This is a genomic window from Tenacibaculum bernardetii (assembly GCF_029125915.1).
Classification (GTDB): domain Bacteria; phylum Bacteroidota; class Bacteroidia; order Flavobacteriales; family Flavobacteriaceae; genus Polaribacter; species Polaribacter bernardetii.
Genome location: NZ_JAQJCU010000001.1, coordinates 227,496 through 251,874, shown reverse-complemented (window position 1 = coordinate 251,874; position 24,379 = coordinate 227,496). Strand labels below are relative to the sequence as shown.

At 32.3% G+C, this 24,379-nt stretch carries 21 protein-coding genes and 5 tRNA genes; 21 read left to right on the top strand and 5 right to left on the bottom strand.

All coding sequences use genetic code 11. The features are described 5' to 3' along the window. Positions 1-14 precede the first annotated feature (14 nt). The 5 genes from P2G10_RS01145 to uvrA form a co-directional block, all read right to left on the bottom strand. On the bottom strand, positions 15-2,450 hold the full coding sequence (locus P2G10_RS01145; protein ID WP_275314893.1) for a zinc-dependent metalloprotease: 2,436 nt from the start codon (positions 2,448-2,450) through the stop codon (positions 15-17). 133 nt (positions 2,451-2,583) lie between these two features. After that, positions 2,584-5,037, bottom strand: a complete 2,454-nt coding sequence (locus P2G10_RS01140) for an alpha-ketoacid dehydrogenase subunit alpha/beta (protein ID WP_275314892.1) — start codon at positions 5,035-5,037, stop codon at positions 2,584-2,586. A gap of 117 nt (positions 5,038-5,154) precedes the next feature. Continuing rightward, entirely contained in the window at positions 5,155-7,938 is a 2,784-nt protein-coding gene (locus tag P2G10_RS01135; protein WP_275314891.1) for a gluzincin family metallopeptidase, read from the bottom strand. Positions 7,939-8,029: 91 nt separating this feature from the next. Continuing rightward, positions 8,030-8,740, bottom strand: coding sequence for an LOG family protein (locus tag P2G10_RS01130; RefSeq protein ID WP_275314890.1), 711 nt, complete (start codon positions 8,738-8,740; stop codon positions 8,030-8,032). A gap of 66 nt (positions 8,741-8,806) precedes the next feature. Beyond that, on the bottom strand, positions 8,807-11,629 hold the full coding sequence (gene uvrA / locus P2G10_RS01125; RefSeq protein ID WP_275314889.1) for an excinuclease ABC subunit UvrA: 2,823 nt from the start codon (positions 11,627-11,629) through the stop codon (positions 8,807-8,809). Positions 11,630-11,737: 108 nt separating this feature from the next. Here uvrA and P2G10_RS01120 point away from each other — a divergent pair, with 108 nt between their 5' ends. The 21 genes from P2G10_RS01120 (at position 11,738) to rplL (ending at position 24,367) form a co-directional block, all read left to right on the top strand. After that, positions 11,738-11,965, top strand: coding sequence for a PspC domain-containing protein (locus P2G10_RS01120; RefSeq protein ID WP_218773129.1), 228 nt, complete (start codon positions 11,738-11,740; stop codon positions 11,963-11,965). After that, positions 11,962-12,966, top strand: coding sequence for a potassium channel family protein (locus P2G10_RS01115; RefSeq protein ID WP_218773128.1), 1,005 nt, complete (start codon positions 11,962-11,964; stop codon positions 12,964-12,966). The genes P2G10_RS01120 and P2G10_RS01115 overlap by 4 nt, the downstream gene beginning before the upstream one ends. Further along, positions 12,966-13,865, top strand: coding sequence for an SDR family oxidoreductase (locus P2G10_RS01110; protein WP_218773127.1), 900 nt, complete (start codon positions 12,966-12,968; stop codon positions 13,863-13,865). Before P2G10_RS01115 ends, P2G10_RS01110 begins: the two co-directional genes overlap by 1 nt. Before the next feature lie 87 nt (positions 13,866-13,952). Further along, positions 13,953-15,569: an alanine/glycine:cation symporter family protein gene (locus P2G10_RS01105; protein WP_275314888.1), complete on the top strand. Its 1,617-nt coding sequence runs from the start codon at positions 13,953-13,955 to the stop codon at positions 15,567-15,569. A gap of 11 nt (positions 15,570-15,580) precedes the next feature. Continuing rightward, positions 15,581-16,480 carry a ComEA family DNA-binding protein gene (locus tag P2G10_RS01100; RefSeq protein WP_275314887.1) on the top strand — a complete coding sequence of 300 codons (900 nt, stop codon included), beginning with the start codon at positions 15,581-15,583 and terminating at the stop codon, positions 16,478-16,480. Positions 16,481-16,506: 26 nt separating this feature from the next. After that, entirely contained in the window at positions 16,507-17,673 is a 1,167-nt protein-coding gene (locus P2G10_RS01095) for an acyl-CoA dehydrogenase family protein (RefSeq protein ID WP_275314886.1), read from the top strand. Between the two features lie 309 nt (positions 17,674-17,982). Then, positions 17,983-18,180, top strand: a complete 198-nt coding sequence (gene rpsU / locus P2G10_RS01090) for a 30S ribosomal protein S21 (RefSeq protein WP_028888499.1) — start codon at positions 17,983-17,985, stop codon at positions 18,178-18,180. 87 nt (positions 18,181-18,267) lie between these two features. Then, positions 18,268-19,155: a tyrosine-type recombinase/integrase gene (locus tag P2G10_RS01085; RefSeq protein ID WP_275314885.1), complete on the top strand. Its 888-nt coding sequence runs from the start codon at positions 18,268-18,270 to the stop codon at positions 19,153-19,155. A 14-nt stretch (positions 19,156-19,169) separates the two neighbouring features. After that, entirely contained in the window at positions 19,170-19,478 is a 309-nt protein-coding gene (gene hpf / locus P2G10_RS01080; RefSeq protein ID WP_218773122.1) for a ribosome hibernation-promoting factor, HPF/YfiA family, read from the top strand. Positions 19,479-19,577: 99 nt separating this feature from the next. Beyond that, positions 19,578-19,651, top strand: a tRNA-Thr gene (locus tag P2G10_RS01075). Between the two features lie 42 nt (positions 19,652-19,693). After that, a tRNA-Tyr gene (locus tag P2G10_RS01070) sits at positions 19,694-19,776 on the top strand. Positions 19,777-19,847: 71 nt separating this feature from the next. Then, a tRNA-Gly gene (locus tag P2G10_RS01065) sits at positions 19,848-19,920 on the top strand. Positions 19,921-19,937: 17 nt separating this feature from the next. After that, a tRNA-Thr gene (locus P2G10_RS01060) sits at positions 19,938-20,010 on the top strand. A gap of 75 nt (positions 20,011-20,085) precedes the next feature. After that, the gene (tuf, locus tag P2G10_RS01055; protein WP_218773121.1) at positions 20,086-21,273 is read left to right on the top strand and encodes an elongation factor Tu; all 1,188 of its coding nucleotides are present in this window, start codon (positions 20,086-20,088) and stop codon (positions 21,271-21,273) included. A gap of 56 nt (positions 21,274-21,329) precedes the next feature. Continuing rightward, positions 21,330-21,401 (top strand) — tRNA-Trp (locus P2G10_RS01050). A gap of 53 nt (positions 21,402-21,454) precedes the next feature. Next, on the top strand, positions 21,455-21,646 hold the full coding sequence (gene secE, locus P2G10_RS01045; RefSeq protein ID WP_218773120.1) for a preprotein translocase subunit SecE: 192 nt from the start codon (positions 21,455-21,457) through the stop codon (positions 21,644-21,646). A 2-nt stretch (positions 21,647-21,648) separates the two neighbouring features. Next, positions 21,649-22,197, top strand: a complete 549-nt coding sequence (gene nusG / locus P2G10_RS01040) for a transcription termination/antitermination protein NusG (protein ID WP_218773119.1) — start codon at positions 21,649-21,651, stop codon at positions 22,195-22,197. 65 nt (positions 22,198-22,262) lie between these two features. Beyond that, on the top strand, positions 22,263-22,700 hold the full coding sequence (rplK, locus tag P2G10_RS01035; protein WP_218773118.1) for a 50S ribosomal protein L11: 438 nt from the start codon (positions 22,263-22,265) through the stop codon (positions 22,698-22,700). Positions 22,701-22,720: 20 nt separating this feature from the next. Beyond that, positions 22,721-23,410 carry a 50S ribosomal protein L1 gene (gene rplA, locus P2G10_RS01030; protein WP_218773117.1) on the top strand — a complete coding sequence of 230 codons (690 nt, stop codon included), beginning with the start codon at positions 22,721-22,723 and terminating at the stop codon, positions 23,408-23,410. 21 nt (positions 23,411-23,431) lie between these two features. Next, complete coding sequence (gene rplJ, locus P2G10_RS01025; RefSeq protein ID WP_218773116.1) at positions 23,432-23,947, top strand: 50S ribosomal protein L10; 516 nt, start codon at positions 23,432-23,434, stop codon at positions 23,945-23,947. Positions 23,948-23,995: 48 nt separating this feature from the next. Next, entirely contained in the window at positions 23,996-24,367 is a 372-nt protein-coding gene (gene rplL, locus P2G10_RS01020) for a 50S ribosomal protein L7/L12 (protein ID WP_218773115.1), read from the top strand. Positions 24,368-24,379 lie beyond the last annotated feature (12 nt).

Below are 24,379 nucleotides of genomic sequence, written 5' to 3'. Positions count from 1 at the left end.
CACTCGAGATACTATTATTTTTTAGAATTTAAAATTGCATCAATCTTTGCGATACAGTCTTTGTAATGGTATTTTGTAATACTATTTACAGCTCTTTTACTAGCATTGTTTGTTAAATACTTTAAAGAAGTTAACTCACCGCGAGAAATTGAAGAAACATCTGAGTTTTTAGCACTTTTGCTATTCAGTAAAATACCTAGTCTGTCAATAAAATTCTTTTGTAAATTCCGTCTGTAAACAGTTACGTTTTTAGTTGAGTTAGCTTCAGAGAAAATACCTTTTCTAAGATCTTTAACCATATCTGCTGCAGCATAAAAATCATCACTCGTAACTTCCGAATTAGTCATTCTTTGTAAGCGGGATTCACTCAATAAACTACTTAAATGACGATTTTGTAAACGCCCCATTCTTTCAACATAGCCCGTGTGATTAATGTTTGCTAAAATATTTTTATCTAATAACCAATTTGGTGTGGTGAAGGTCTTTTTTAATAACCAATTTAACGATTCTTTTTGTTTGCTTTTTGCTAATACCGAATACACATTACCTTGTTGATTAGGTTTTTTGTTATCTTCAAAAACACCACCAATATTACCAACTACATGATTTATATAACGATTCCAAACGCTTAATAATTCTCCGTATAACTCATTTAAATCGGTATAATCATTTGTTTGGTCAGAGGTCCACTTAGGTAAATTTGTAGCAACGATTTTTAGGTTTTTAATTCCGTAAGTACTTGCTTTTATTAAATCGTTTCCAATACCTTCAGTTTGTGAAGCAGGGTCAAATCCACCCCTACGTTGATACCCAAATTTATAAATAGGATCACCTGCTTTTTCATCAATCCATTTATCTAAAGTTTTTACTTCGTCTTTAGGAGTCGTAGCAGTAGGAATTACACGGTATCCCCAATTAATTGAGTAATGATCATAAGGTCCTAACTGACGAATAAAACGAATGTTTTTATCTTCAGGTTGTGCTACATAATTATAACGAGCATAATCCATAATAGTTGCTGCGATTCCGTTTTTTTGAGTAAAATCACCATCTCGTAAAGATTCTGTTGGGTATGCATAACTTGCAGCCATATTATGAGGTAAACCTAATGCATGACCAATTTCGTGCGCAATAACCATTCGCATCATTTCTCCAATTTCTTCATCAGGAGTATCTAAGGTTCTGGCAGAAGGATTTGCAGCACCAGTTTCTAATAAATACCTGTTTCTGTATGAACGCAAATGATTGTGATACCAAATAATATCACTTTCAATAATTTCACCAGAACGAGGATCAGAAACACTTGGCCCAACGGCATTTCTTGTAGTACTTGCCACATATCTTATTGAAGAATATCTAATATCTTCCATGCTAAATTCTGGGTCTTCTTCCTTGCTCGGTGGCATCTTCGCCATAATAGCATTTTTAAATCCAGCAGTTTCAAAAACTCCAGCCCAATCATCTACACCTTGTTTTATGTATTTGCGTAATTTTTTTGGCGTTGCCGGATCTAAATAGTAAACAATCGGTTTAATAGGTTCAACCAATTCACCTCTTGCGTAAGCTTCTTTATCTTTTGGTTCTAACCTCCAGCGGCTAATATACCTTTTGCTATCTGCTTTTAATTTTTCTGAATTATAATCTACAGTTCCAACAGTAAAATACCCAACACGTTTGTCAAATAAACGCGGTGTCATAGGTTTTTCTGGTAGTAAAATCATTGACTGATTCATTCTGATACTAATGGTACCTGCATTTCTGTTTGAAGGTGGTTTACTTGCATCAAAAGTAAAATCTTGTATAACTTCAATATTTTTAGGATAACTTTTTATGGTATTGATAAAGCTTCTTTTGCTATCCAATTTTTTTACTTTGTATTGGGTTCTTGATCTACTTCCTATTCCGCTAATTGCTTTAACATCTGAAGAGAAAAATCTAGTAACGTTAATTAAAACAGCAGAAGAATCTTTGCTTTCTGTTTTGATATCAAACGCATATAAAATAGGTTCTAAATTGTTTGATTTTACCGATTTGTAAATTGGTAAAGAATCGTTTGCAATGGCATTATAAGATTTTATTTTTAGGAGGATTTTCTTTTTAAATTGCTCCCAAACGACAACTTGTTCGTTTGTTTTTGAACCAGCATTTATATAACCTCCTCCAAAATTTGAAGGCAATTCTTTAATTCGACTTACTAAAAGCATTTCTTTTCCAAATAAACTTTTCGGAATTTCATAAAAGTATTCTCCGTCGTTTTCATGAACTTTAAATAAACCTTCGTCAGATTTTGTGTCTTTTTTCACAAAATCAGAGTATTTTTTTGTCTTATTTTTAGGTTTAGATTTCTCGGTTGAAGTTTCTTTTTTATTCTTTGATTTTCGTCTTTGCGCATTTATTTCTGAAGGAAAAACAAATGCTAATAATAAAGATAATATTAGTAGTTTTTTCATTGTTTGTGTTGAGTTTTTAATATAAAATTTACTAAAATACCAAAAAGGTAGAACTTTTAAACTTATTGTTTTGTTAAAAAAAAATCCCAAACATTTACGTTTGGGATTTTTAATGATTATTGTAATATTATGCTTAGTACAAGCTTTTAAATTTAGCAGGATTTGCTTCATTCATAATCTCGTATACTTTCTCAAAAATATCTTCAGCAGATGGTTTAGAGAAGTAATCTCCGTCTGTACCATAAGCAGGCCTGTGTGCTTTTGCAGTTAAGGTTTGTGGTTTACTATCTAAGTGTTTGTATCCATTTTGATTTTCTACAATTTCTTGTAATAAATAAGCAGAAGCTCCACCTGGTACATCTTCATCAACTACTAATAAACGATTTGTTTTAGCAACCGACTTTACTGTATCGTGATTTAAATCAAAAGGTAATAAACTTTGTGCATCTACAATTTCGATATCGATACCTACTTGTGCTAATTCTTTAGCAGCTTCTTCTACAATTCTAAGCGTAGAACCGTAAGACATTACAGTAATATCTGTTCCTTCTTTTATTGTTTCAACAACACCAATCGGAGTTTTAAACTCACCAAGGTTTGTTGGTAATTCTTCTTTTAAACGGTATCCGTTTAAACATTCTACCACTAAGGCAGGATCATCACCTTCTAATAAAGTATTGTAGAATCCGGCAGCTTTGGTCATGTTTCTTGGAACCAGTACATGAATTCCGCGAATATTATTAATAATTCCTCCCATTGGCGAACCAGAATGCCAAATACCTTCTAGTCGGTGCCCACGAGTACGAATAATTAACGGTGCTTTTTGCTTACCAAAAGTACGGTAACGAAGTGTTGCCAAGTCGTCACTCATAATTTGTAAAGCGTATAAAAGGTAATCTAAATACTGAATTTCAGCAATTGGACGTAAACCACGCATTGCCATTCCAATACCTTGACCTAGAATTGTAGCTTCACGAATACCTGTATCAGAAACTCTTAGTTCGCCATATTTTTCTTGCAAACCTTCTAAACCTTGATTTACATCACCAATATATCCAGCATCTTCTCCGAAAATTAAAGCTTCTGGGTATTTATTAAAGATAGCATCAAAATTATCACGCATAATAACACGTGCATCTACTAAGTTTTTCTCAGCAGCATATGTTGGTGTTTCAGCAGTAATTTTTTCTGTAGCTAATGCTGTTTCACTTAATAGGTGAGCAGAAAATTTTACAGCAGCATTATCTATAGATGCTTTAATAAAGTTTTGAAGTGTTGTTTTTTCTGCAAAATCTTCATCCTTTAAGTAACGTAATGTTTTACGGGCAGCAACCAAAATATCTTTTCTGATAGGTTCAGTAATCGCCAATAAATCGTTTTTGTATTTATTGATAAATGAAGCGTTGTTACTTTTTTGAGCTACTTTTTCTAATAAATTTACAGCAGCAGCAACTTCTTCTTTTATTTCATTTGTGAAAGCACTCCAAGCATCACGTTTTGCTTTGCTAACTTCTTTTTTAGTTTCTTTTTCTATTTTTATTAAATCCTCTTCAGAATCAATAAATTTTAAAGTAGTTCCGTCTTCATTTTGTAATTCGAATTCTAAAATCCATTTACGCATTTGAGCAAGACAATCAAATTCTTGTTCCCACTGTAAACGCTCTGCAGATTTATACCTTTCGTGAGAACCAGAAGTAGAGTGTCCTTGTGGTTGTGTTAATTCTTTTACATGAATTAAAACAGGTATATGTTGTTCTCTTGCAATTTTTGAAGCTTTGTTATAAACATCAATTAATTGTACATAATCCCATCCGTTTACAACAAAAATTTCGTAACCGTTTGTATCGTTTTCTTTTTGAAATCCTTTTAAAATTTCAGAAATACTTTCTTTTGTCGTTTGATGTTTTGCGTGTACTGAGATTCCGTATTCATCATCCCAAACATTCATTACCATTGGTACTTGCAACACACCAGCAGCATTAATAGTTTCGAAGAATAAACCTTCAGAAGTACTTGCGTTACCAATTGTACCCCAAGCAACCTCATTACCTTTATTAGAAAAATCAGTAAAACTTTCTAAACCATCTACATTACGGTAAATTTTAGAAGCTTGTGCTAAACCTAATAAACGTGGCATTTGACCTGCGGTTGGAGAAATATCTGCAGAAGAATTTTTCTGAGCAGTTAAGTTTTTCCAATCTCCGTTTTCATCTAAAGAATGTGTAGCAAAATGTCCTCCCATTTGGCGACCAGCAGACATTGGCTCGGCATCTATATTTGTATGACCATATAATCCAGCAAAAAATTGTTGAGGAGTTAATTGGTTAATTGCCATTATAAAAGTTTGATCACGGTAATAACCAGATCTAAAATCTCCATTCTGAAAAGCTTTAGCCATCGCTAATTGTGGTACTTCTTTACCGTCACCAAAAATTCCGAATTTTGCTTTACCTGTTAAAACTTCTCTACGCCCTAGTAAACTACATTCTCTACTTAAGCGTGCAATTCGATAGTCGTTTAAAACTTCATTTTTAAAATCTTTAAAAGAAAGTTGTTGAGTGTTAGCTATTTCGGTCTTTTGCTTCATTATCTTCTGGTTTTGGTGTGCTTACAAAGATAGTTTTTTTAGTTGAAATTTAAAAATTTCAACTATTACTGAATATTCTTCAAAAAAATCAAAAAAAAAGAAGTTTTGTTGAAGTATCTATAATAAACCTCTTCTAAGGAAATTATAAATTCTGTCAATACTTGTGGTGATTACAAATCTAATCTTTGTAGGATATGCTTCTTGTGTAACCTCAAAACCTTCGTTAGTGTAAATAGGAAAGTAAAATTCAAAAATATTAGGGATAAAATTTAAACGTATTCCGTTCTCGTAAAAAAAGTTAGGTGAGGTATCTCTATTTTTAAGCATTGCAACATCATTATAAAATTCTGCCCATTTATATACACTAACACTTGTGTTTATTGATGTTATTAATTGATTCGAAAATTGAGGTTTACTATATTTTGATTTAAAACCAGCTTGGTCAATTACAAATTGCTGACTAAAAATTCCTTCGTTTTCAGAACGCCCAAATAAGTTTTGTTCAAATAAATAATCAGAACCACGATTTAATCCGAAGCTAAAATAATCTCCTTCAGATTTGTTATGTAAAAAAAATCCTCCAAAAAAACGAACATCAAAACTTTTGTCCGCCGAGAAAAACTTACGATAACGAAAATCGGTTGTTATTTTACTAAAACTAGAGTTTAATTCCGCATTAATAGCGTATTGGGTTCTTTTTATAGCATTGAAGTTAGAGTTGATATATCTTAAATTAAGTACATTATACTTGTCACTAGCCTCTTTGGTTTGGCCTAATTCCACTTGTTTATTAACGCTAATTAACCTGGCAATAAAAAGTTTTAATCCGTTTTCGCGTAATGTATTTCTTCTAAACTGAATGCTAACAGAAGGAGCAAACGTAGTGTAATATAACTCTGGTGCATAGTGAAAACTACTTCCACTAAAACCATAACGAATTTTATAAATTTTAGTTTTCTTAAAAAAATGATTGTAAGAAAAACCGTAGGATCCTGAAAAATTATTGCTTTTTGTACTGAAATTGGGCGTTAGGCTAAATTCGAAATTATGGCTTATCACAGCTTGATTATTGATGTTTACTCCTAAAATTACACCGTCATATAAATTATATTTAAAATCGGGATAATAAAATAATTGATTGTAATAAGGGTTTTCAACATCTGTAAAAAACTGAAAATCTATTGGTTTATTGATAAGTGTATTGTTAACATTTCTGAAATTATCGAGAGAATTGTATTCTGGGTAAATGTTTTCGTAATTTAAAGCGAGTTTATCAAAGCCACCTTTTTTAATTTTAATTGTTTTTGTAGAATCTGTTCCTGTAATCCATTTTTTAAATACTATCTTCTTTTTTTGTATGCCATATAAAGCAACAGGTGAAGAAATATTCCTTTTGTTTTTAATAGTAACCTTTAAAGAATCTTTTCTTTTCGTGGTTTTTATTTTAGAGATTTTATAATCTATTTTTTTACTCGTTTTTAAATAATCATTAAAAAACCATTCTAAATCTTTAGAGGTGTTTTTTTGAAGTAACGATTTAAAGTGTTGACTGTTAGTTTCTTTTAATTGATTTTTAGCGTAGAATTCTTTTAAAGACTGAGTCAAAGTATCACCTCCGATATAATCTTGAAGATAGAGCAATCCTAACCCAGCTTTGTATTCGCTAACAACCTTTTGGTTAAAATTAGAAAGAGAGTCAGAAGGAGTATTTAATGGTTGGTCATAAAATTTACGTGCACTAAATTGATATACAAAAGAGTATTTATCATTTTGCTTTAGTTTTGATAAATTATATGTTTTAATAGGCCAGTATTTAGCGTATTTACCCAAAACAGTAATATTTGGATAATACTCATCAATATACTTCATCATTAAAAAAGTTTCTAAACCATTTGTAAGCCAATAATCTGTTCGCTGGTTTAGTATTAATGCATCATTTATATATCTTTTAGAAAGTGCTTTAAAAAAGTTGATTTCCCATCTAAAATTCTCAGGAAAAGGTTTAAGCCATCTAGGAAGTCCGTAAATTTCATGTAACGAATTTTTTTTAATGGTGGCAGCATCAATAAAAATTTCATTATGTGGATGTTTGCCTAAAAAACCCTCAATAAAGTCAATTTGTTTATTTATTATTTTGGCAGTAGTGTCTCTAGGTATATTTTTTAAATTTGTGTCTGTTATTATTTTTTTGTCTTTTAATTTAAAGGATTTGAATTGATTTAGGGAGTCAATGTGAAGAAAAATATCTTTTCTTTTTTTACCTTTTAAATAATAGAGCGTGTTACTCTTTTGCTTAATTTTCTTTTGAGGCAGATTACTTTCAATAGTATATTTTTTAGGAATAGAAATGTTTATAGTGTAGTTTGTTAGGTTTTCATATAAATCATCAATATTTAAATTGCTCATCAGTTGCCATTTTTTATTATAAACAGCAGGTGTAATATGCCAAAATCGTAAGTGATATTCGTTTTTAGTTTTTCCGTATCCTGTAAATTTAGCACTTGGAATTTTCACAATATAATTTGTAGCTATAATTAAGCTGTCATTTGGTTTTAAAAGACCTTTTAAAGGTATTTCAATTATATCAGGCTGATTTTCTTTTACATTAAAAGTAGCTTTTTTATTGTTTACTGTAATCTCATGTATTTTGGTAAAACCTTTATCTTTTTCTTTAGAAAAGTAAAAGTCTTTTTTATAATCTTCTATAAGACGTTTTCCTAGTGGAGTATTTTTGTCTTTATAACTATTAGACCAGTTATGTAAAAAAATAGTATTTAATGTATCTGAAGAATTATTATAGTAAACAGTTTTTTGATTGATGTGAAGTAAATCCTTTTTATCATCTAGTTTTGCATCTATTTCAATAGTATTCGTTTGCGCTGTTACTGTATAACAGGACATGAAAAGTGAGATAAAAAAGAGGAGTAATTGATGTTTCAAATTAAAGATAAAAGCTCGTTGAAGAATCAACGAGCTTTTTATGTAATTATTTTTAAAAGTTTGGTTTTAATTCGTTTTTCTTGTAAAATTTATTAAAGTGCTCTACAGCTTCATCAGCAGTATCAACAACTCTAAATAAATCTAAATCTTTTTCACTAATATTACCTTCTTCTAACAAGGTGTTTTTTATCCAGTCTAATAAACCTGCCCAGAATTTTGTTCCTACTAAAACAATAGGAAAACGACCAATTTTGTTAGTTTGAATTAATGTGATTGCTTCAAAAAGCTCATCCATAGTACCAAAACCACCTGGCATTACAACAAAACCTTGAGAATATTTTACGAACATAACTTTACGAACGAAAAAATAATCGAAGTTTAAGTTTTTATCACGGTCAACCCAAGGATTATCGTGTTGTTCGAAAGGTAATTCGATATTTAATCCAACCGAAGTTCCTTTTCCTCTATGCGCTCCTTTATTACCAGCTTCCATTATTCCTGGTCCACCACCGGTAATTACTCCAAATCCGTTTTCAGTTAATTTAAAACCAACTTCTTCAGCTAGTTTATAATAGGGGTCATCTGTTTTTGTTCTTGCAGAACCAAAAATAGACACACAAGGTCCTATTTTACTTAATTTTTCGTACCCTTCAACAAACTCGGCCATGATTTTAAAAATAGCCCAAGAATCGTTTGTTTTTATTTCATTCCAAGTTTTTGGTTGTAATTTTTCTTTAATTTTTCTGTCATCGTTCGGACTCATACTCATAAATTCTTTTATAATTAATGTAACAATTTATATTGCTAATTTACATCTTTAGCAAGCTTGCTAATTTAGTTCTTTTTTTAAAAACTTAGCAGTATAACTAGTTTTATGTTTGGCAACTTTTTCAGGAGAGCCCGTGGCTAAAACATTTCCTCCATTTTTCCCACCTTCCATACCGATGTCAATAATGTAATCAGCAAGTTTAATTACATCCATATTATGTTCAATAATTAATACGGTATTTCCTTTATTTGCTAATTCATTTAAAACATCCATTAAAACACGAATATCTTCAAAATGCAAGCCTGTGGTAGGTTCATCTAAAATGTAAAAAGTGTTTCCGGTATCTCTTTTTGATAATTCTGATGCTAATTTTATACGCTGTGCTTCTCCACCAGATAGTGTAGTTGATTGTTGCCCTAAAGTAATATACCCTAAGCCAACATCTTTAATTGTTTTTAGCTTGCGATATATTTTAGGAATATGCTCAAAGAAGTTAGTGGCTTCATTAATCGTCATGTCTAAAATATCAGAAATCGATTTTCCTTTGTAACGAATTTCTAACGTTTCTCTATTAAAACGTTTTCCTTGGCAGGTTTCACATTCTACCTGAACATCTGGTAAAAAATTCATTTCAATAACGCGAACTCCACCTCCTTGACAAGTTTCACAACGACCACCTTTTACATTAAAACTAAAACGACCAGGTTTATAACCACGAATGGCAGCTTCTGGAGTTTTGGCAAATAAACTACGAATTTCTCCGAAAGTACCTGTGTAGGTTGCCGGATTTGAGCGTGGAGTTCTACCAATAGGAGATTGATCAATATCAATTACTTTATCGATATGTTCTAGGCCTTCAATCTTTTTATAAGGCATTGGTTTTTTTACACCACGATAAATATGGGCATTTAAAATAGGATATAATGTTTCGTTTATTAAAGTAGATTTTCCGCTTCCTGAAACTCCGGTAACACAAATCATTTGGCCTAAAGGAAATTTTACAGATACATTTTTTAAGTTGTTTCCGGATGCTCCGGATAGTTTAATAAAATTTCCGTTGCCTGCTCTTCTTTCTTTTGGAACAGCAATTTCTTTTCTTCCCGTTAAGTAATCTGCAGTTAAAGTGTTGTGCGATTTTAAATCTTCAAAAGTTCCTTCACTTACAATTTCACCTCCGTGAACACCTGCACCCGGACCAATATCGAATACAAAATCGGCTTGTTCAATCATGTCTTTGTCATGCTCTACAACTAAAACCGAATTACCAACATCACGTAATTTAATAAGTGATTTTATTAGTTTTTCGTTGTCTCGTTGATGTAAACCAATACTTGGCTCATCTAAAATATATAAAACGCCAACTAATTGTGAACCAATTTGAGTAGCCAATCGAATTCGTTGCGCTTCTCCACCAGAAAGTGATTTAGAAGTTCTGTCTAAAGTTAAATAATCTAACCCAACATCTAATAAAAACTGAATTCTAGTTCGGATTTCTTTTAGTATTTCAGATGCAATTATTAATTGTTTTTCAGAAAGGCTACTTTCAATATTTTCAAACCAAGTAGCTAGCTCGGTAACATCCATTTGTGCTAAATCACTAATGTTTTTATCAACAACTTTAAAATGGAGCGCTTCTTTTTTTAATCTTTTACCTTCGCAAACAGAACAGCTAACTTCATCCATAAAGTCTTTTGCCCAGCGTTTAATTGAAGTGCTTTCTGCATTTTTATATTGATTGTCGATAAAAGCGATAATCCCTTCAAAATCTATTTCGTAATTTCTAGTTACACCAAGATCTTTAGAGTTGATTTCAAATTTATCATTACCACCGTGTAAAATAATATGCATCGCGTCTTGCGGGATTTTATTTATCGGGTCGGTAAGTTTAAAATTGTGTCTATCGGCAATAGTTTGTAATTGTTTAAAAATCCAACTATTTTTTTGTTCTCCTAAAGGAATAATTCCACCTTTTTTAATAGAAATAGTATGATCAGGAATTACCTTTTTCTCGTTAATATCATTGGTAATACCTAAACCGTTACAATTAGAGCATGCACCTCTTGGTGAGTTGAATGAAAATGTATTTGGTTCTGGATTCGGGTATGCAATTCCGGTTGTAGGACACATCAATTCGCGACTAAAATAACGAGGCTTTTCATCGTCAACATCAACCACCATTAAAATATTATTTCCGGTATATAAAGCTGTTTTTATAGTTTCTTCTAAACGTTTTTCTGATTTTTCGTTTATAATTAAACGATCTATAACTACTTCAATATCATGAGTTTTGTATCTGTCAAGTTTCATTCCTTTTACAATCTCTTTTATTTCTCCGTCTACACGAACGCGGACAAAACCTTGTTTAGAAATTTGTTCGAAAAGCTCTCGATAATGCCCTTTTCTAGATTTAATTAAAGGCGCAAGAACTGCGATGCGCTTTTCATTAAAATCTTTTAAAATTAGTTGCCTGATTTGCTCATCAGAATAACTTACCATTTTCTCGTTTGTATTGTAAGAATATGCATGCGAGGCACGAGAAAAGAGTAAACGAAGAAAATCGTAAATCTCGGTAATAGTTCCTACGGTAGAACGCGGACTTTTATTAGTTGTCTTTTGTTCGATAGAAATTACGGGCGATAATCCATCAATTTTATCAACATCAGGTCTTTCTAATCCGCCTAAAAACTGACGCGCATAAGCAGAGAAAGTTTCAATATATCTACGCTGTCCTTCAGCATAAATAGTATCGAAAGCTAATGATGACTTTCCGCTACCACTTAAGCCAGTAATAACCACCAGTTTTTCTCGAGGTATTTTTACATCGATGTTTTTTAAATTGTGAGCGCGTGCTCCGTATACTTCTATGTACTCTTGTTCTTTCAAAGTGAGATTTTTACGAAAAGCAAAGTTACAGAAACCAAATTTATTTTAAAGCCGATGTTATAAACAAATCATTGTAAATTGGTACCTTGCAATGAAAATAAGTTAATTATGAAATTTATTCATTCGGTACGTCATTTTTTTGAACGCCATGGTTTTGCAGTGTCTTCAAGGTTGGCAGATCGTTTAGGTATGCGAGCTACCAATGTGCGATTGTTTTTTATTTACATATCTTTTGTAACCGTGGGTTTATCTTTTGCTTTATATTTAACAATGGCATTTGTATTAAAATTAAAAGATATGATTTACACTAAAAGAACCTCTGTTTTCGATTTATGATAAATAATGTATTTAAATCAAGGTTATACAAAGCAATCTTATTTTCAGTATTAATTTTATCAATAGGAGTAGGAGGGTATTTAATAATATTCAATTATTCTTTTATTGATGCTTTATATATGACTATAATTACCATAACCACTATTGGTTTTGGAGAAGTTCATCCTTTTGGTACAGGAGAAAAAATATTTACGATAGGTTTAATATTATCAAGTTTATTTATTTTCGGTTATGCAGTATCCTCGTTTTCTGAATATTTAATTAGCGGTCAGTTTTTTCGTCAACTAAAAATAAAAAAAGTGCAAAAAAAAATAGAAAAGTTAAAAGGGCATACTATTGTTTGTGGTTATGGTAGAAATGGGAAGCAAGCAATAGCTAAATTAAATAGCTACAAAAAAGACGTTGTTGTTATAGAAATGCATGAGGATATTATAAAGCAATTAGACGAAAAAGGAATATTAAATATAGAGGGAGATGCAACAACCGATGAAGCATTATTAAAAGCAGGTATTTTAAATGCCGCTAATTTAATTACCGTTTTACCTTCGGATGCTGATAATTTATTTGTAGTGTTAACAGCAAATCAATTAAATAAAGACTCAAAGATAATAAGTAGGGCGTCTAAAGAAACTTCTTATAGCAAGCTTAAAATAGCAGGAGCAGATAATGTAATTATGCCTGATAAATTAGGAGGTGCGCATATGGCATCTTTAGTTGTTACGCCTGATGTTATAGAATTTGTAGATAGATTAACTATAGAGGGCGATACAACAGCGAATTTAGAAGAAATAGCGATAGATAACCTGCCTAAGGAGTATTTAAATAGCACCATTTTAGATTTAGATTTGCGTAAAAAAACAGGATGCACTGTAATTGGCTATCGAACTACGGATAAAGAATATATCATAAATCCAGATGCTTCGGTAAAGTTAACAGCAGGCGCAAACTTAATTGTTCTAGGTCGCCCAGAGCAAATAATTAAATTAAGAGAGTTGTTTTAATGAAAAATATAGTTGTTACCGGAAGTAATGGTTTACTTGGGCAAACCTTAGTAAACCTTTTATTAAAGGATAAAGAAAAATATACTGTAAGCGGATTTTCTAGAGGGGAAAATAGAAGTGGTAAAACCAATTTTAAATATGTTTCTGTTGACCTTACTGATAAAAAAATACTTCTTAAAAACTTAACAGCATGCAAGCCTGATGTTATTGTTAACACGGCAGCAATGACAAATGTTGATGCTTGTGAAGATGATAAAAAAGCATGCGATCTATTAAATATAGGTGTTGTAGAATTGTTAAAAGAATATTCAGAAGTAAATAACATACATTTAATACATATATCTACCGATTTTATATTTGATGGTGAAAGTGGTCCTTATAAAGAAACCGACACTCCAAATCCGCTAAACTATTACGGAGTATCTAAATTGAAATCAGAAAATATTTTAACAGCCTCTAAAATAGATTATGCGATTCTTCGCACTATTTTGGTATACGGCAAAGTGTTTGATATGACCCGAAGTAATATTGTATTGTGGGTAAAGAAGAGTTTAGAGGATAAAAAACAAATTACAATTGTTAAAGATCAATTTCGTATGCCTACTTATGTTGAAGATTTGGCGCAAGCGTGTAAAATAGTAATAGATAAAAAGTCTACAGGGATTTTTAATATTTCATCAAACACGTTATTAAGTATTTATGAGATTGCACAGCAAATAGCAGATGTTTTTAAATTAGATAAAAGTTTGATTAAACCGATAGCAACAAATGATTTAAATCAAAAAGCAATTAGGCCATCTAAAACAGGATTTGATTTATCTAAAACAAATAAAGAATTAAATTTTCAACCAAAATCATTTAAAGAAGATTTGCGAAAATTTAAAGAAAAGATAATGTAAAGCCACATTTAACGCATAAAACTTGTCGGAAGTGCATTTTTTTTAGGATATTGCGCATTACAAAATATAAAAACTAACATATTTATTATGAAGAAAAGACTTCTTACGTTGTTATTATTAATAACACCGTTGTTAACATTTGCACAAAGCAGTACTACAGATAAAATTGATACAATTTTTAAAGATTATACAGGTTGGTTTGTAAAAGCTATATTCTATGAAATTCCTTTCTCAGAAACTTTTCAAATACCTTGGGTACTTATCGTGTTAATAGGAGGGGCTTTATATTTTACTTTTTATTTTAAATTTATTAATTTTACAGGCTTTGTGACAGCAATTCAGGTTGTTAGAGGTAAATACGAAGATATTGAAAAGCACGGAGTAGATAAATTATACGGAGATCAAACTCCAGGAGGAGATGTTTTTGAAACTATAAAAGATGAAGGAGCCGACGGGGAGGTTTCTCACTTCCAAGCATTAACAGCTGCATTATCTGCAACGGTTGGTTTAGGTAATATTGCAGGGGTTGCAGTAGCATTATCAATAGGTGGTCCGGGAGCAACATTCTGGATGATCGTAGCTGGTTTATTAGGGATGGCTTCTAAATTTGCAGAATGTACTTTAGGTGTAAAGTATAGAGATGTTGGTGAAGATGGTACTGTTTATGGTGGTCCAATGTATTACTTGACAAAAGGATTAAAAGAAAAAGGAGCAGGAGGCTTAGGTAAAGTATTAGCAGTTTTATTTGCAATATTTGTTATTGGAGGTTCTTTTGGTGGTGGAAACATGTTTCAAGCCAATCAAGCAGCTGCACAGTTTACCAAATTATTTGAATTAACAGGGCCAAATGCAGGAATGTATTTTGGATTAGTAATGGCGGCATTAGTAGCTGTAGTTATTATTGGAGGAATAAAAAGAATTGCCTCTGTAACAGAAAAAGTAGTGCCTTTTATGGCAGGAATATATGTGTTAGCAGCTTTAATTATTTTATTTGCTAATTATTCATTGATAGATGATGCTTTTATGTTGATATATGAAGGAGCTTTCTCTGGATTAGGAATTGCAGGTGGTTTAATTGGAGTAATGATTCAAGGTATTAGAAGAGGTGCTTTTTCAAATGAAGCAGGTGTAGGTTCTGCAGCAATTGCACATTCAGCAGTTCGTACAAAATATCCAGCGAGTGAAGGTATTGTTGCTTTATTAGAGCCATTTGTAGATACAGTGGTTATTTGTACAATGACAGCTTTGGTAATTATTATTACAAATTTCGACGGGCAGTTTATGCAGTATGGTGTAGAGATTAAAGAAGGAGTTGAATTAACAGCAATAGCGTTTGATTCTGTAATACCTCACTTCTCAATCGTATTAACAATTGCAGTTATTTTATTTGCATTTTCTACAATGATTTCTTGGTCTTATTACGGTATGCAAGGATGGAAATTTTTATTCGGTAAAGGAAAAATTACTGATTTAGTTTATAAAGTATTATTTTTAATGTTTGTAGTTATAGGTGCTTCTATTAGTTTAGGTGCAGTAATTGATTTCTCTGATGCAATGATTTTTGCAATGGTTGTACCAAATATTATAGGTGTAATTATGTTATCTCCGGTTATTAAAAAAGAGTTAATAAAATACACCAATGCAATTAATAAGAAAGAAGAAGCAATTGAAGATGGCGCTATAGATGTTAACGATCATATGTAAAATTCTTTAAAATGAAAATATTTAAATCCCATTTCTGGTATAACAAACGCCAAAGAAATGGGATTTTCTTTTTGATATTTATTATAGTCCTTCTTCAGTTTGTTTATTTATTTTCAGATTTTTCTTCGGATCCAATAACGGATACAAGTTCAAAAGAGTTACTAACTTTTCAGAAACAAATAGATAGTTTAAAGAGTGTTGAACTAGAAAAAAGGAAACCTAAAACTTATCCCTTTAACCCTAATTATATTACCGATTTTAAAGGAGAACAATTAGGAATGTCTCTTCAAGAAATTGATAGATTGCATGCTTACCGGGCACAACGTAAATTCGTAAACTCAGCACAAGAGTTTCAGGAAATAACAAAAGTGTCAGACAGTTTATTAAATAAGATTTCACTTTATTTTAAATTCCCAGATTGGGTTGTAAAACGTAATAAGTTAGCATCAAATAATAAATCAAAAGTTAATTCAGTGTATAAAGAGACACCGAGTAAAAGAACTTCGGTAACAACTGATGATATAAATAAAGCCACGCAGCAAGATTTTGAAGCTGTTAATGGTGTTGGTGAAGTGATTTCAGAAAGAATCATAAAATACCGAAAAAAACTACAAGGTTTTTCTTTTGCATCGCAATTAAACGAAGTGTGGGGAGTTGATAAATCAACTGTAGCTAGAGTTGTAAAAAGGTTTAAGATTTATGAAAAACCACAAATTCAAAAAATAAATATAAATACGGCTACTTTTAAGGAGGTTTTAAAAAATCCATATATTGATTACGATCTCTGTAAAAAGATTTTTGAATATAGAGATGAGGTAGCTGAACTTCAAAATATTGTGGAAATAAAAAACATTGACGGTTTCCCTATTGAGAAATATGACAGAATAGTTTTATATTTGAAAGCAGAATAAACAAACAACAAACAGAATATATAATTATGAATAGTATGTACTTTACTGAAGAACATGACTTTTTTCGAAAGAGTTTTAAGGACTTTTTGCAAAAAGAAGTTGTTCCTCATATAAATAAGTGGGAAAAAGACGGAACCGTTGAGCGTTTCATTTGGAAGAAATTCGGGGAAATGGGTTATTTCGGATTAAATCAACCAGAAGAACACGGTGGTTTAGGTTTAGATCTTTTTTATACTGTGATTTTTTTAGAAGAATTACAAAAAATAAACTCAGGTGGTTTTGCAGCAAATATGTGGGCGCACGCTTACTTGGCAATGACACACTTAAATAAAGAAGGAGACGACAGAATCAAAAAAGAATATTTAACTCCCAGTATTAACGGAGATATGATAGGATGTTTATGTATTTCTGAACCTTTTGGTGGTAGTGATGTTGCAGGTATGAGAACTACTGCAATTAAAAAAGGAGATACCTATGTAATTAACGGGTCTAAGACTTTTATTACAAACGGTGTGTATTCTGATTACTTAGTAGTTGCAGCAAAAACAAATCCGGAGGATAAGCATAAAGGAATGAGTATTCTTTTGGTCGATAGAAATACACCAGGTATTTCATCAACAAAGTTAGATAAACTAGGTTGGAGAGCTTCAGATACGGCAGAAATTGCATTTGATAATGTAGTAATTCCTGCAGAGAATTTAATGGGTGAAGAAGGAAAAGGCTTTCCGTATATAATGCAGCATTTTGCTTTAGAGCGCTTAATAATGGCTATCAATGCACATGCAAGAGCTGAGTTTGCTGTAGATTATGTGATAACATATATGAGCGAAAGAGAAGCTTTTGGTAAAACATTAGATAAGTTTCAGGCGTTACGTCATAAAGTAGCTGAAATGGCTTCTAAAGTCGATATGTGTAGAGAATATAACTATTCAATTACAAAGAGGCTAAACGAAGGTGTTTATGTGGTAAAAGAGGCGAGTATGAGTAAAATGCTATCCACAAAAATGGCAGATGAGGTTATATACGACGCTTTACAGTTATTAGGAGGTTATGGTTATATGGAAGAGTATCCGTTAGCACGTTTATTAAGAGATAGCCGTTTAGGACCAATTGGTGGAGGTACTTCTGAAATTTTGAAAGAAATTATCGCAAAAATGATTATAGATAAGAAAGAATATAAGCCAGCAACCTAATATTGTTGATTGTCGTTTTTGCGAAAATGCATTTTCTGCATCGCAAAAATGATCATAGATAAGAAGGAATATAAACCAGCAACCTAATTTTACCTTTACATTGAAGATGTTTTGGGCATTCCCTTTCAGGTCGCGCTTTACACTATATCTTTTTTATAAAAAAAATAAAAAAGGATGCCGTTTCAATCGCTAATGCGACAGTGAAATTTAAAATAAGTAAAAATTTAATTGTTAATTAAAAAAGACTCAGTACATTTGCAGTCCTAAAAATAAAAATTTAGAGACTACAATGAAGGGAGGTGCTAACACATGTTAATTATTCCAATTAAAGAAGGAGAGAATATCGATAGAGCGTTAAAACGTTATAAGCGAAAGTTCAGAGACGTAAAAATCTTAAGACAATTACGCGACAAAAAACAGTTTAACAAACCATCTGTCGTTAAACGTGCTCAAATGAAAAAAGCGTCTTACGTTCAAGGATTAAGAACGAAAGAAGAAGTAAGCTAGAAATAGTTTATAAAGAGTAATATAAAACCTGTGTTGATTTATCAATACAGGTTTTTTTGTATATTTATTTCAATAAAAACAAAACCAATGCTTGTAGCAGCTTTTTTAAAATATTTAGAGCACGAAAAAAACTACTCTATAAACACTATAAATGCGTACCGAACAGATATTGTAGCATTTAAAGATTTTTGTGTGGCTGAATTTGAGCAAGAAGAGTTAACGACAATTCATTACAATCAAATTAGAACATGGATAGTGAGTCTTGTTGATAAGCAAATTTCGAATAGAAGTATAAATAGAAAAGTGAGTTCTTTAAAAACTTTTTACACCTTTCTTCAGAAAGTAAAAGAAGTTGAAGTTAATCCGTTAGCAAAACACAAAGCATTAAAAGTTCAAAAAAAAATACAAGCACCTTTTGATGAAAAAGAAATACAAAAAGTATTGGCTATTTTAAATGAAGAAGTAGATTTTGAATCAGTAAGAAATAAGTTAATAGTAGAGTTGTTGTATTCAACAGGTATGCGAAGAATAGAGCTGATTAATATTAAAGAAAAAGATATCGATTTTAGTAGGCAATTAATAAAAGTTTTGGGTAAAAGAAATAAAGAGAGGTTTGTAGTGCTGTTGCCGTCTATCTTAATTACTTTAAATCAGTATTTAGCGTTAAAAAAAGAAAAAGAATTAAAAGGAGTAGAGGAGCTTTTGATAACCAAAAAAGGGGTTAAAATTTATGAAACTCTTGTGTACCGAATAATTAATTTGTACTTTAGTAGAGTGTCCACAAAAGCAAAAAAAAGCCCACATATATTAAGGCATGCTTTCGCAACACATTTACTTAATAATGGTGCGTCGTTAAATTCGGTTAAAGAATTACTAGGGCATTCAAGTTTAGCCGCTACCCAAGTGTATACGCATAATAGCTTGGAGCAGATAAAAAAAGTGTTTAACAAGGCTCACCCTAGAGAGTCAAAATAAAGATTTAAAAAATTATGAAAGTATTCACGCAGTCAGTAAACTTTACAGCAGATAAAAGTTTGATAGATTACATTGAAAAGAAGATAGAAGGTTTAGAGAAGTTTCATGATAAGATAGTTGATGTAGAAGTTTTTTTAAAAGTTCAGAAAACAAGTGAGAAAGAAAATAAAATTACAGAAATAAAGATAAATATTCCGGGAAGTGAATTGATGGTAAAAAAACAGAATAAAACCTTTGAAGAAGGTGTAAACATTGCTGTTGACTCATTAAAAAGAAGCTTAAAGAAATCAAAAGAAAAGCATCGAGATTCATTAGTATCATAAAAAGATAAAAAATAATCTAAAAAAGCTTTAGAATATAAAAATTACTTTATACATTTGCAATCCGTTAGAAATAGCGGATTGTTTTTTATGACAATAAAAGCCGATGTAGCTCAGCTGGCTAGAGCAGCTGATTTGTAATCAGCAGGTCGGAGGTTCGAGTCCTCTCATCGGCTCAAAATAAAGAAAGTTCTTTAACATAGTTTTAAATTACCAAAGGGGAGATACCAAAGCGGCCAACTGGGACGGACTGTAACTCCGTTGTCTTACGACTTCGCAGGTTCGAATCCTGCTCTCCCCACTTTTTTAAAACCGATTAGTTAATATATCAAGCTTCAACTTTTGATTATTAATGAAAGGTTTTAAAAATACGCGAAAGTAGCTCAGTTGGTAGAGCGTCAGCCTTCCAAGCTGAATGTCGCCAGTTCGAACCTGGTCTTTCGCTCTATAATAATTATCCAGGCCGGTGTAGCTCAGTTGGTAGAGCGCATCCTTGGTAGGGATGAGGTCACCGGTTCAAATCCGGTCATTGGCTCTTTTTTAGAGTTTTTTTAAAAAAGAATTTAAAGTAACACTAAATATATTTAACTAAGAATTAAAATTAATAATCATGGCAAAAGAAACTTACGATCGTTCGAAGCCCCACTTAAACGTTGGTACAATTGGTCACGTAGATCACGGTAAAACTACATTAACTGCTGCTATCACTAAAGTATTAAGTGATGCAGGATTCTCTGAAGCTAGAGATTTTGATCAAATCGATAATGCACCAGAAGAAAAAGAAAGAGGTATTACAATTAACTCTTCTCACGTTGAATATGCAACTCAAAACCGTCACTACGCGCACGTAGACTGTCCAGGTCACGCCGATTACGTAAAGAACATGGTAACGGGTGCTGCTCAAATGGATGGAGCTATATTAGTAGTAGCTGCAACAGATGGTCCAATGCCACAAACTCGTGAGCACATCTTATTAGGTCGTCAGGTAGGTATTCCACGTATGGTTGTTTTCTTAAACAAGGTGGATATGGTTGATGATGAAGAGTTACTTGAGTTAGTTGAAATGGAAGTAAGAGAATTATTATCTTTCTATGAGTATGATGGAGATAATGGTCCTGTTGTTGCTGGTTCTGCTTTAGGAGCTTTAAATGGTGAACAAAAATGGGTTGATACTGTTTTAGAATTAATGGCACAAGTTGATGCATGGATCGAAGAGCCTTTAAGAGAAACTGAAAAGCCTTTCTTAATGCCTATTGAAGATGTATTCTCAATTACAGGTCGTGGAACTGTTGCTACTGGTCGTATTGAAACTGGTATCATCAATTCTGGTGAAGCTGTAGATATTATTGGTATGGGTACTGAGAAGTTAACTTCTACAGTAACTGGTATCGAAATGTTCCGTCAAATCTTAGATAGAGGTGAGGCAGGAGATAACGCTGGTATCTTATTAAGAGGTATTGCAAAAGAAGATATTAAAAGAGGGATGGTAATCTGTAAGCCAGGTTCTGTAACTCCACACGCTAAGTTTAAGGCTGAGGTGTATGTATTGAAAAAAGAAGAAGGTGGACGTCACACTCCATTCCATAACAACTACCGTCCACAGTTTTACGTACGTACAACTGATGTAACAGGAAATATTGTTCTTCCTGATGGTGTTGAAATGGTTATGCCTGGTGATAACTTAACTATTACAGTTGATTTAATCCAACCAATTGCATTAAACTTAGGTTTACAGTTCGCTATCCGTGAAGGTGGTAGAACAGTAGGTGCAGGTCAGGTAACTGAAATTTTAGACTAATCAATTAGTTTACATTATAAAAAGGAGTCTCTTAAATCAGAGACTCCTTTTAAAATACGGGCGTAGTTCAGCGGTAGAGCACTGGTCTCCAAAACCAGGTGTCGGGAGTTCGAATCTCTCCGTCCGTGCATAATCAAAACGAGTTGCGATTAATATCGTAACTCGTTAAAAGGATAAGAAAATGAATAACTTTATACAATATATTAAAGGTTCTTTTGAAGAACTAAATACAAATATGACTTGGGCATCTCGTGAAGAGGCACAAAAGTCTACTGTTGTTGTTGCTGCATTTACAATTGTTTTTGCTTTAGTAGTAGCAGGAGTAGATAAAGTTTTTCAAACAGGATTAGATAATTTCTTTAAAATGTTTTAATGATGGCTGATTCAGTAATGAAATGGTACGTAGTTAGAGCAGTAGGAGGACAGGAAAATAAGGTTAAAGCCTATATTGAAACTGAAATCGCTCGTTTCGGATTGACAGATTACGTAAACCAGGTAATTGTACCAACCGAAAAAGTTATTCAAGAAAGAAACGGAAAAAAAGTTAACAGAGAGAGAGTTTATTTTCCGGGTTATGTAATGGTAGAAGCTAATTTAGCAGGTGAAGTTCCTCACGTAATTAAGTCAGTGACAAATGTTATTGGTTTTTTAGGTGAAACTAAAGGAGGAGAGCCAGTGCCTATGCGTAAATCAGAAGTAAACAGAATGTTAGGAAAAGTTGATGAACTTTCTGTAAAAGATGAAAATATTGTAATTCCTTTTAATATAGGAGAAACAGTAAAAGTAATCGATGGTCCTTTTAATGGTTTCGACGGGGCAGTTGAAAATATTAATGAGGAGAAGCGTAAATTAGAAGTAATGGTTAAGATTTTCGGTAGAAAAACTCCATTAGAATTAAATTATACGCAAGTAGAAAAAATATAATCGTTACACCTATATTTAGATGTGTTTAAAGCTTCCATTTTAAACAAATCATTAAATCTTAAACAATGGCAAAAGAAGTAAGTAAATTAGTTAAACTACAAGTAAGGGGAGGTGCTGCGAATCCGTCGCCACCAGTTGGACCCGCTTTAGGTGCTGCCGGTGTTAATATCATGGAGTTCTGTAAGCAATTTAATGCACGTACACAGGACAAACAAGGTAAAGTATTACCTGTCGTGATTACTGTTTATAAAGACAAATCTTTCGAGTTTGTTGTAAAAACACCACCAGCTGCAGTACAATTATTAGAAGCGGCCAAAATTAAGAAAGGTTCAGGAGAACCAAATAGGAAAAAAGTAGCAAGTGTTTCTTGGGATCAAATTCGAGGAATTGCAGAAGACAAAATGGTTGATATGAATGCCTTTAAAGTCGAATCTGCAATGAAGATGATTGCCGGAACTGCTCGTTCTATGGGATTAACAGTAACAGGTGATGCACCTGCTTAAACTTTAAAAGATATTTAGAAATGGCAATTACTAGAAAGCAAAAAGAAGCTCGTTCTAAGGTAGATAGCTCTAAAGTTTACAGCTTAAAAGATGCATCAGCTTTAGTTAAAGAAATTACAACTGTAAAGTTTGACGCGTCAGTTGATTTAGCGGTACGTTTAGGAGTAGATCCTCGTAAAGCAAATCAGATGGTACGTGGAGTTGTAACATTACCACACGGAACAGGTAAAGATGTTAAAGTATTAGCATTAGTTACTCCAGATAAAGAAGCTGAAGCTAAAGAAGCGGGAGCAGATTATGTTGGATTAGATGAGTACCTTCAGAAGATTAAAGGAGGTTGGACTGATGTTGATGTTATTATTACTATGCCTAGTGTTATGGGTAAGTTAGGACCATTAGGTCGTGTGTTAGGACCAAGAGGTTTAATGCCTAACCCAAAGACAGGTACAGTAACTATGAACGTTGCAAAAGCAGTACAGGAAGTTAAAGCTGGTAAAATTGACTTTAAAGTTGATAAAACTGGTATTGTACATGCTGCGATCGGAAAAGTATCATTTGATGCTCAGAAGATTCAGGAAAATGCAAATGAGTTACTACAAACGTTAATTAAATTAAAGCCAACAGCGGCTAAAGGAGACTATATTAAGAGTATTTTTATGTCTTCAACTATGAGTCCTAGTGTTGCTGTAGATGAAAAATCTGTATCATAAGGCAGTTAAAACTTTTTAATTATGACAAGAGAAGACAAATCACAAGTAATACAAGATTTAACAGCAAGATTAGCAGATACAAGTATCATTTATTTAGCAGATATTTCTGCTTTAGATGCAGTAACTACATCTAACTTACGTAGAGCATGTTTTAAAGCTGGCGTAGAATTAGCTGTTGTTAAAAACACTTTGCTTTCAAAGGCAATGGAAGCTTCTGATAAAAATTTCGGAGATTTACAGGATGTTTTAAAAGGTAATACTTCAATGATGATTGCTGAAGTTGCAAATGCACCAGCAAAAGTTATTAAAGAGTTCAGAAAAAAATCAGACAAACCTTTATTAAAAGGAGCATATGTTGAAGAGGGAGTTTATGTTGGAGATGACCAATTAGACTCACTAGTTAACATTAAGTCTAAAGAAGAACTTATTGGAGATATTATCTCGTTATTACAATCACCTGCTAAGAATGTTGTTTCAGCATTACAATCAGGAGGTAATAAATTATCAGGTATTTTAAAGACGTTATCAGAAAAATAATTTCGCGCACTAATAAACTAAATAATAAAAATTTCAAAAACAATTAAAATGGCAGATTTAAAAGATTTCGCAGAGCAATTAGTTAACTTAACAGTAAAAGAGGTTAATGAATTAGCTGATATTTTAAAAGATGAGTATGGTATTGAGCCAGCAGCAGCAGCAGTAGCAGTAGCAGGTCCAGCAGCAGGAGGAGATGCAGCAGAAGAGCAAACTGAATTTGATGTAATCTTAAAAGCAGCAGGTGGTTCTAAATTAGCTGTAGTAAAGTTAGTTAAAGAATTAACTGGATTAGGTTTAAAAGATGCTAAAGCAATCGTTGATAGTGCACCAGCACCAATCAAAGAAGGAGTATCTAAAGATGAAGCAGAAGGTCTTCAAAAATCTTTAGAAGAAGCAGGAGCTGAAGTAGAGCTTAAGTAAGCTATACTCCCG

Bases quoted from the DNA above. Each gene is read 5' to 3' on its own strand.
- P2G10_RS01115 (WP_218773128.1), top strand. From the start codon at position 11,962: ATGATAAATAATGTATTTAAATCAAGGTTATACAAAGCAATCTTATTT.
- tuf (WP_218773121.1), top strand. From the start codon at position 20,086: ATGGCAAAAGAAACTTACGATCGTTCGAAGCCCCACTTAAACGTTGGT.
- rpsU (WP_028888499.1), top strand. From the start codon at position 17,983: ATGTTAATTATTCCAATTAAAGAAGGAGAGAATATCGATAGAGCGTTA.
- P2G10_RS01085 (WP_275314885.1), top strand. From the start codon at position 18,268: ATGCTTGTAGCAGCTTTTTTAAAATATTTAGAGCACGAAAAAAACTAC.
- P2G10_RS01095 (WP_275314886.1), top strand. From the start codon at position 16,507: ATGAATAGTATGTACTTTACTGAAGAACATGACTTTTTTCGAAAGAGT.
- rplA (WP_218773117.1), top strand. From the start codon at position 22,721: ATGGCAATTACTAGAAAGCAAAAAGAAGCTCGTTCTAAGGTAGATAGC.
- secE (WP_218773120.1), top strand. From the start codon at position 21,455: ATGAATAACTTTATACAATATATTAAAGGTTCTTTTGAAGAACTAAAT.
- P2G10_RS01140 (WP_275314892.1), bottom strand. From the start codon at position 5,037: ATGAAGCAAAAGACCGAAATAGCTAACACTCAACAACTTTCTTTTAAA.
- P2G10_RS01145 (WP_275314893.1), bottom strand. From the start codon at position 2,450: ATGAAAAAACTACTAATATTATCTTTATTATTAGCATTTGTTTTTCCT.
- hpf (WP_218773122.1), top strand. From the start codon at position 19,170: ATGAAAGTATTCACGCAGTCAGTAAACTTTACAGCAGATAAAAGTTTG.
- P2G10_RS01105 (WP_275314888.1), top strand. From the start codon at position 13,953: ATGAAGAAAAGACTTCTTACGTTGTTATTATTAATAACACCGTTGTTA.
- rplL (WP_218773115.1), top strand. From the start codon at position 23,996: ATGGCAGATTTAAAAGATTTCGCAGAGCAATTAGTTAACTTAACAGTA.
- P2G10_RS01135 (WP_275314891.1), bottom strand. From the start codon at position 7,938: ATGTCCTGTTATACAGTAACAGCGCAAACGAATACTATTGAAATAGAT.
- P2G10_RS01120 (WP_218773129.1), top strand. From the start codon at position 11,738: ATGAAATTTATTCATTCGGTACGTCATTTTTTTGAACGCCATGGTTTT.
- nusG (WP_218773119.1), top strand. From the start codon at position 21,649: ATGGCTGATTCAGTAATGAAATGGTACGTAGTTAGAGCAGTAGGAGGA.
- P2G10_RS01110 (WP_218773127.1), top strand. From the start codon at position 12,966: ATGAAAAATATAGTTGTTACCGGAAGTAATGGTTTACTTGGGCAAACC.
- P2G10_RS01130 (WP_275314890.1), bottom strand. From the start codon at position 8,740: ATGAGTCCGAACGATGACAGAAAAATTAAAGAAAAATTACAACCAAAA.
- rplJ (WP_218773116.1), top strand. From the start codon at position 23,432: ATGACAAGAGAAGACAAATCACAAGTAATACAAGATTTAACAGCAAGA.
- P2G10_RS01100 (WP_275314887.1), top strand. From the start codon at position 15,581: ATGAAAATATTTAAATCCCATTTCTGGTATAACAAACGCCAAAGAAAT.
- rplK (WP_218773118.1), top strand. From the start codon at position 22,263: ATGGCAAAAGAAGTAAGTAAATTAGTTAAACTACAAGTAAGGGGAGGT.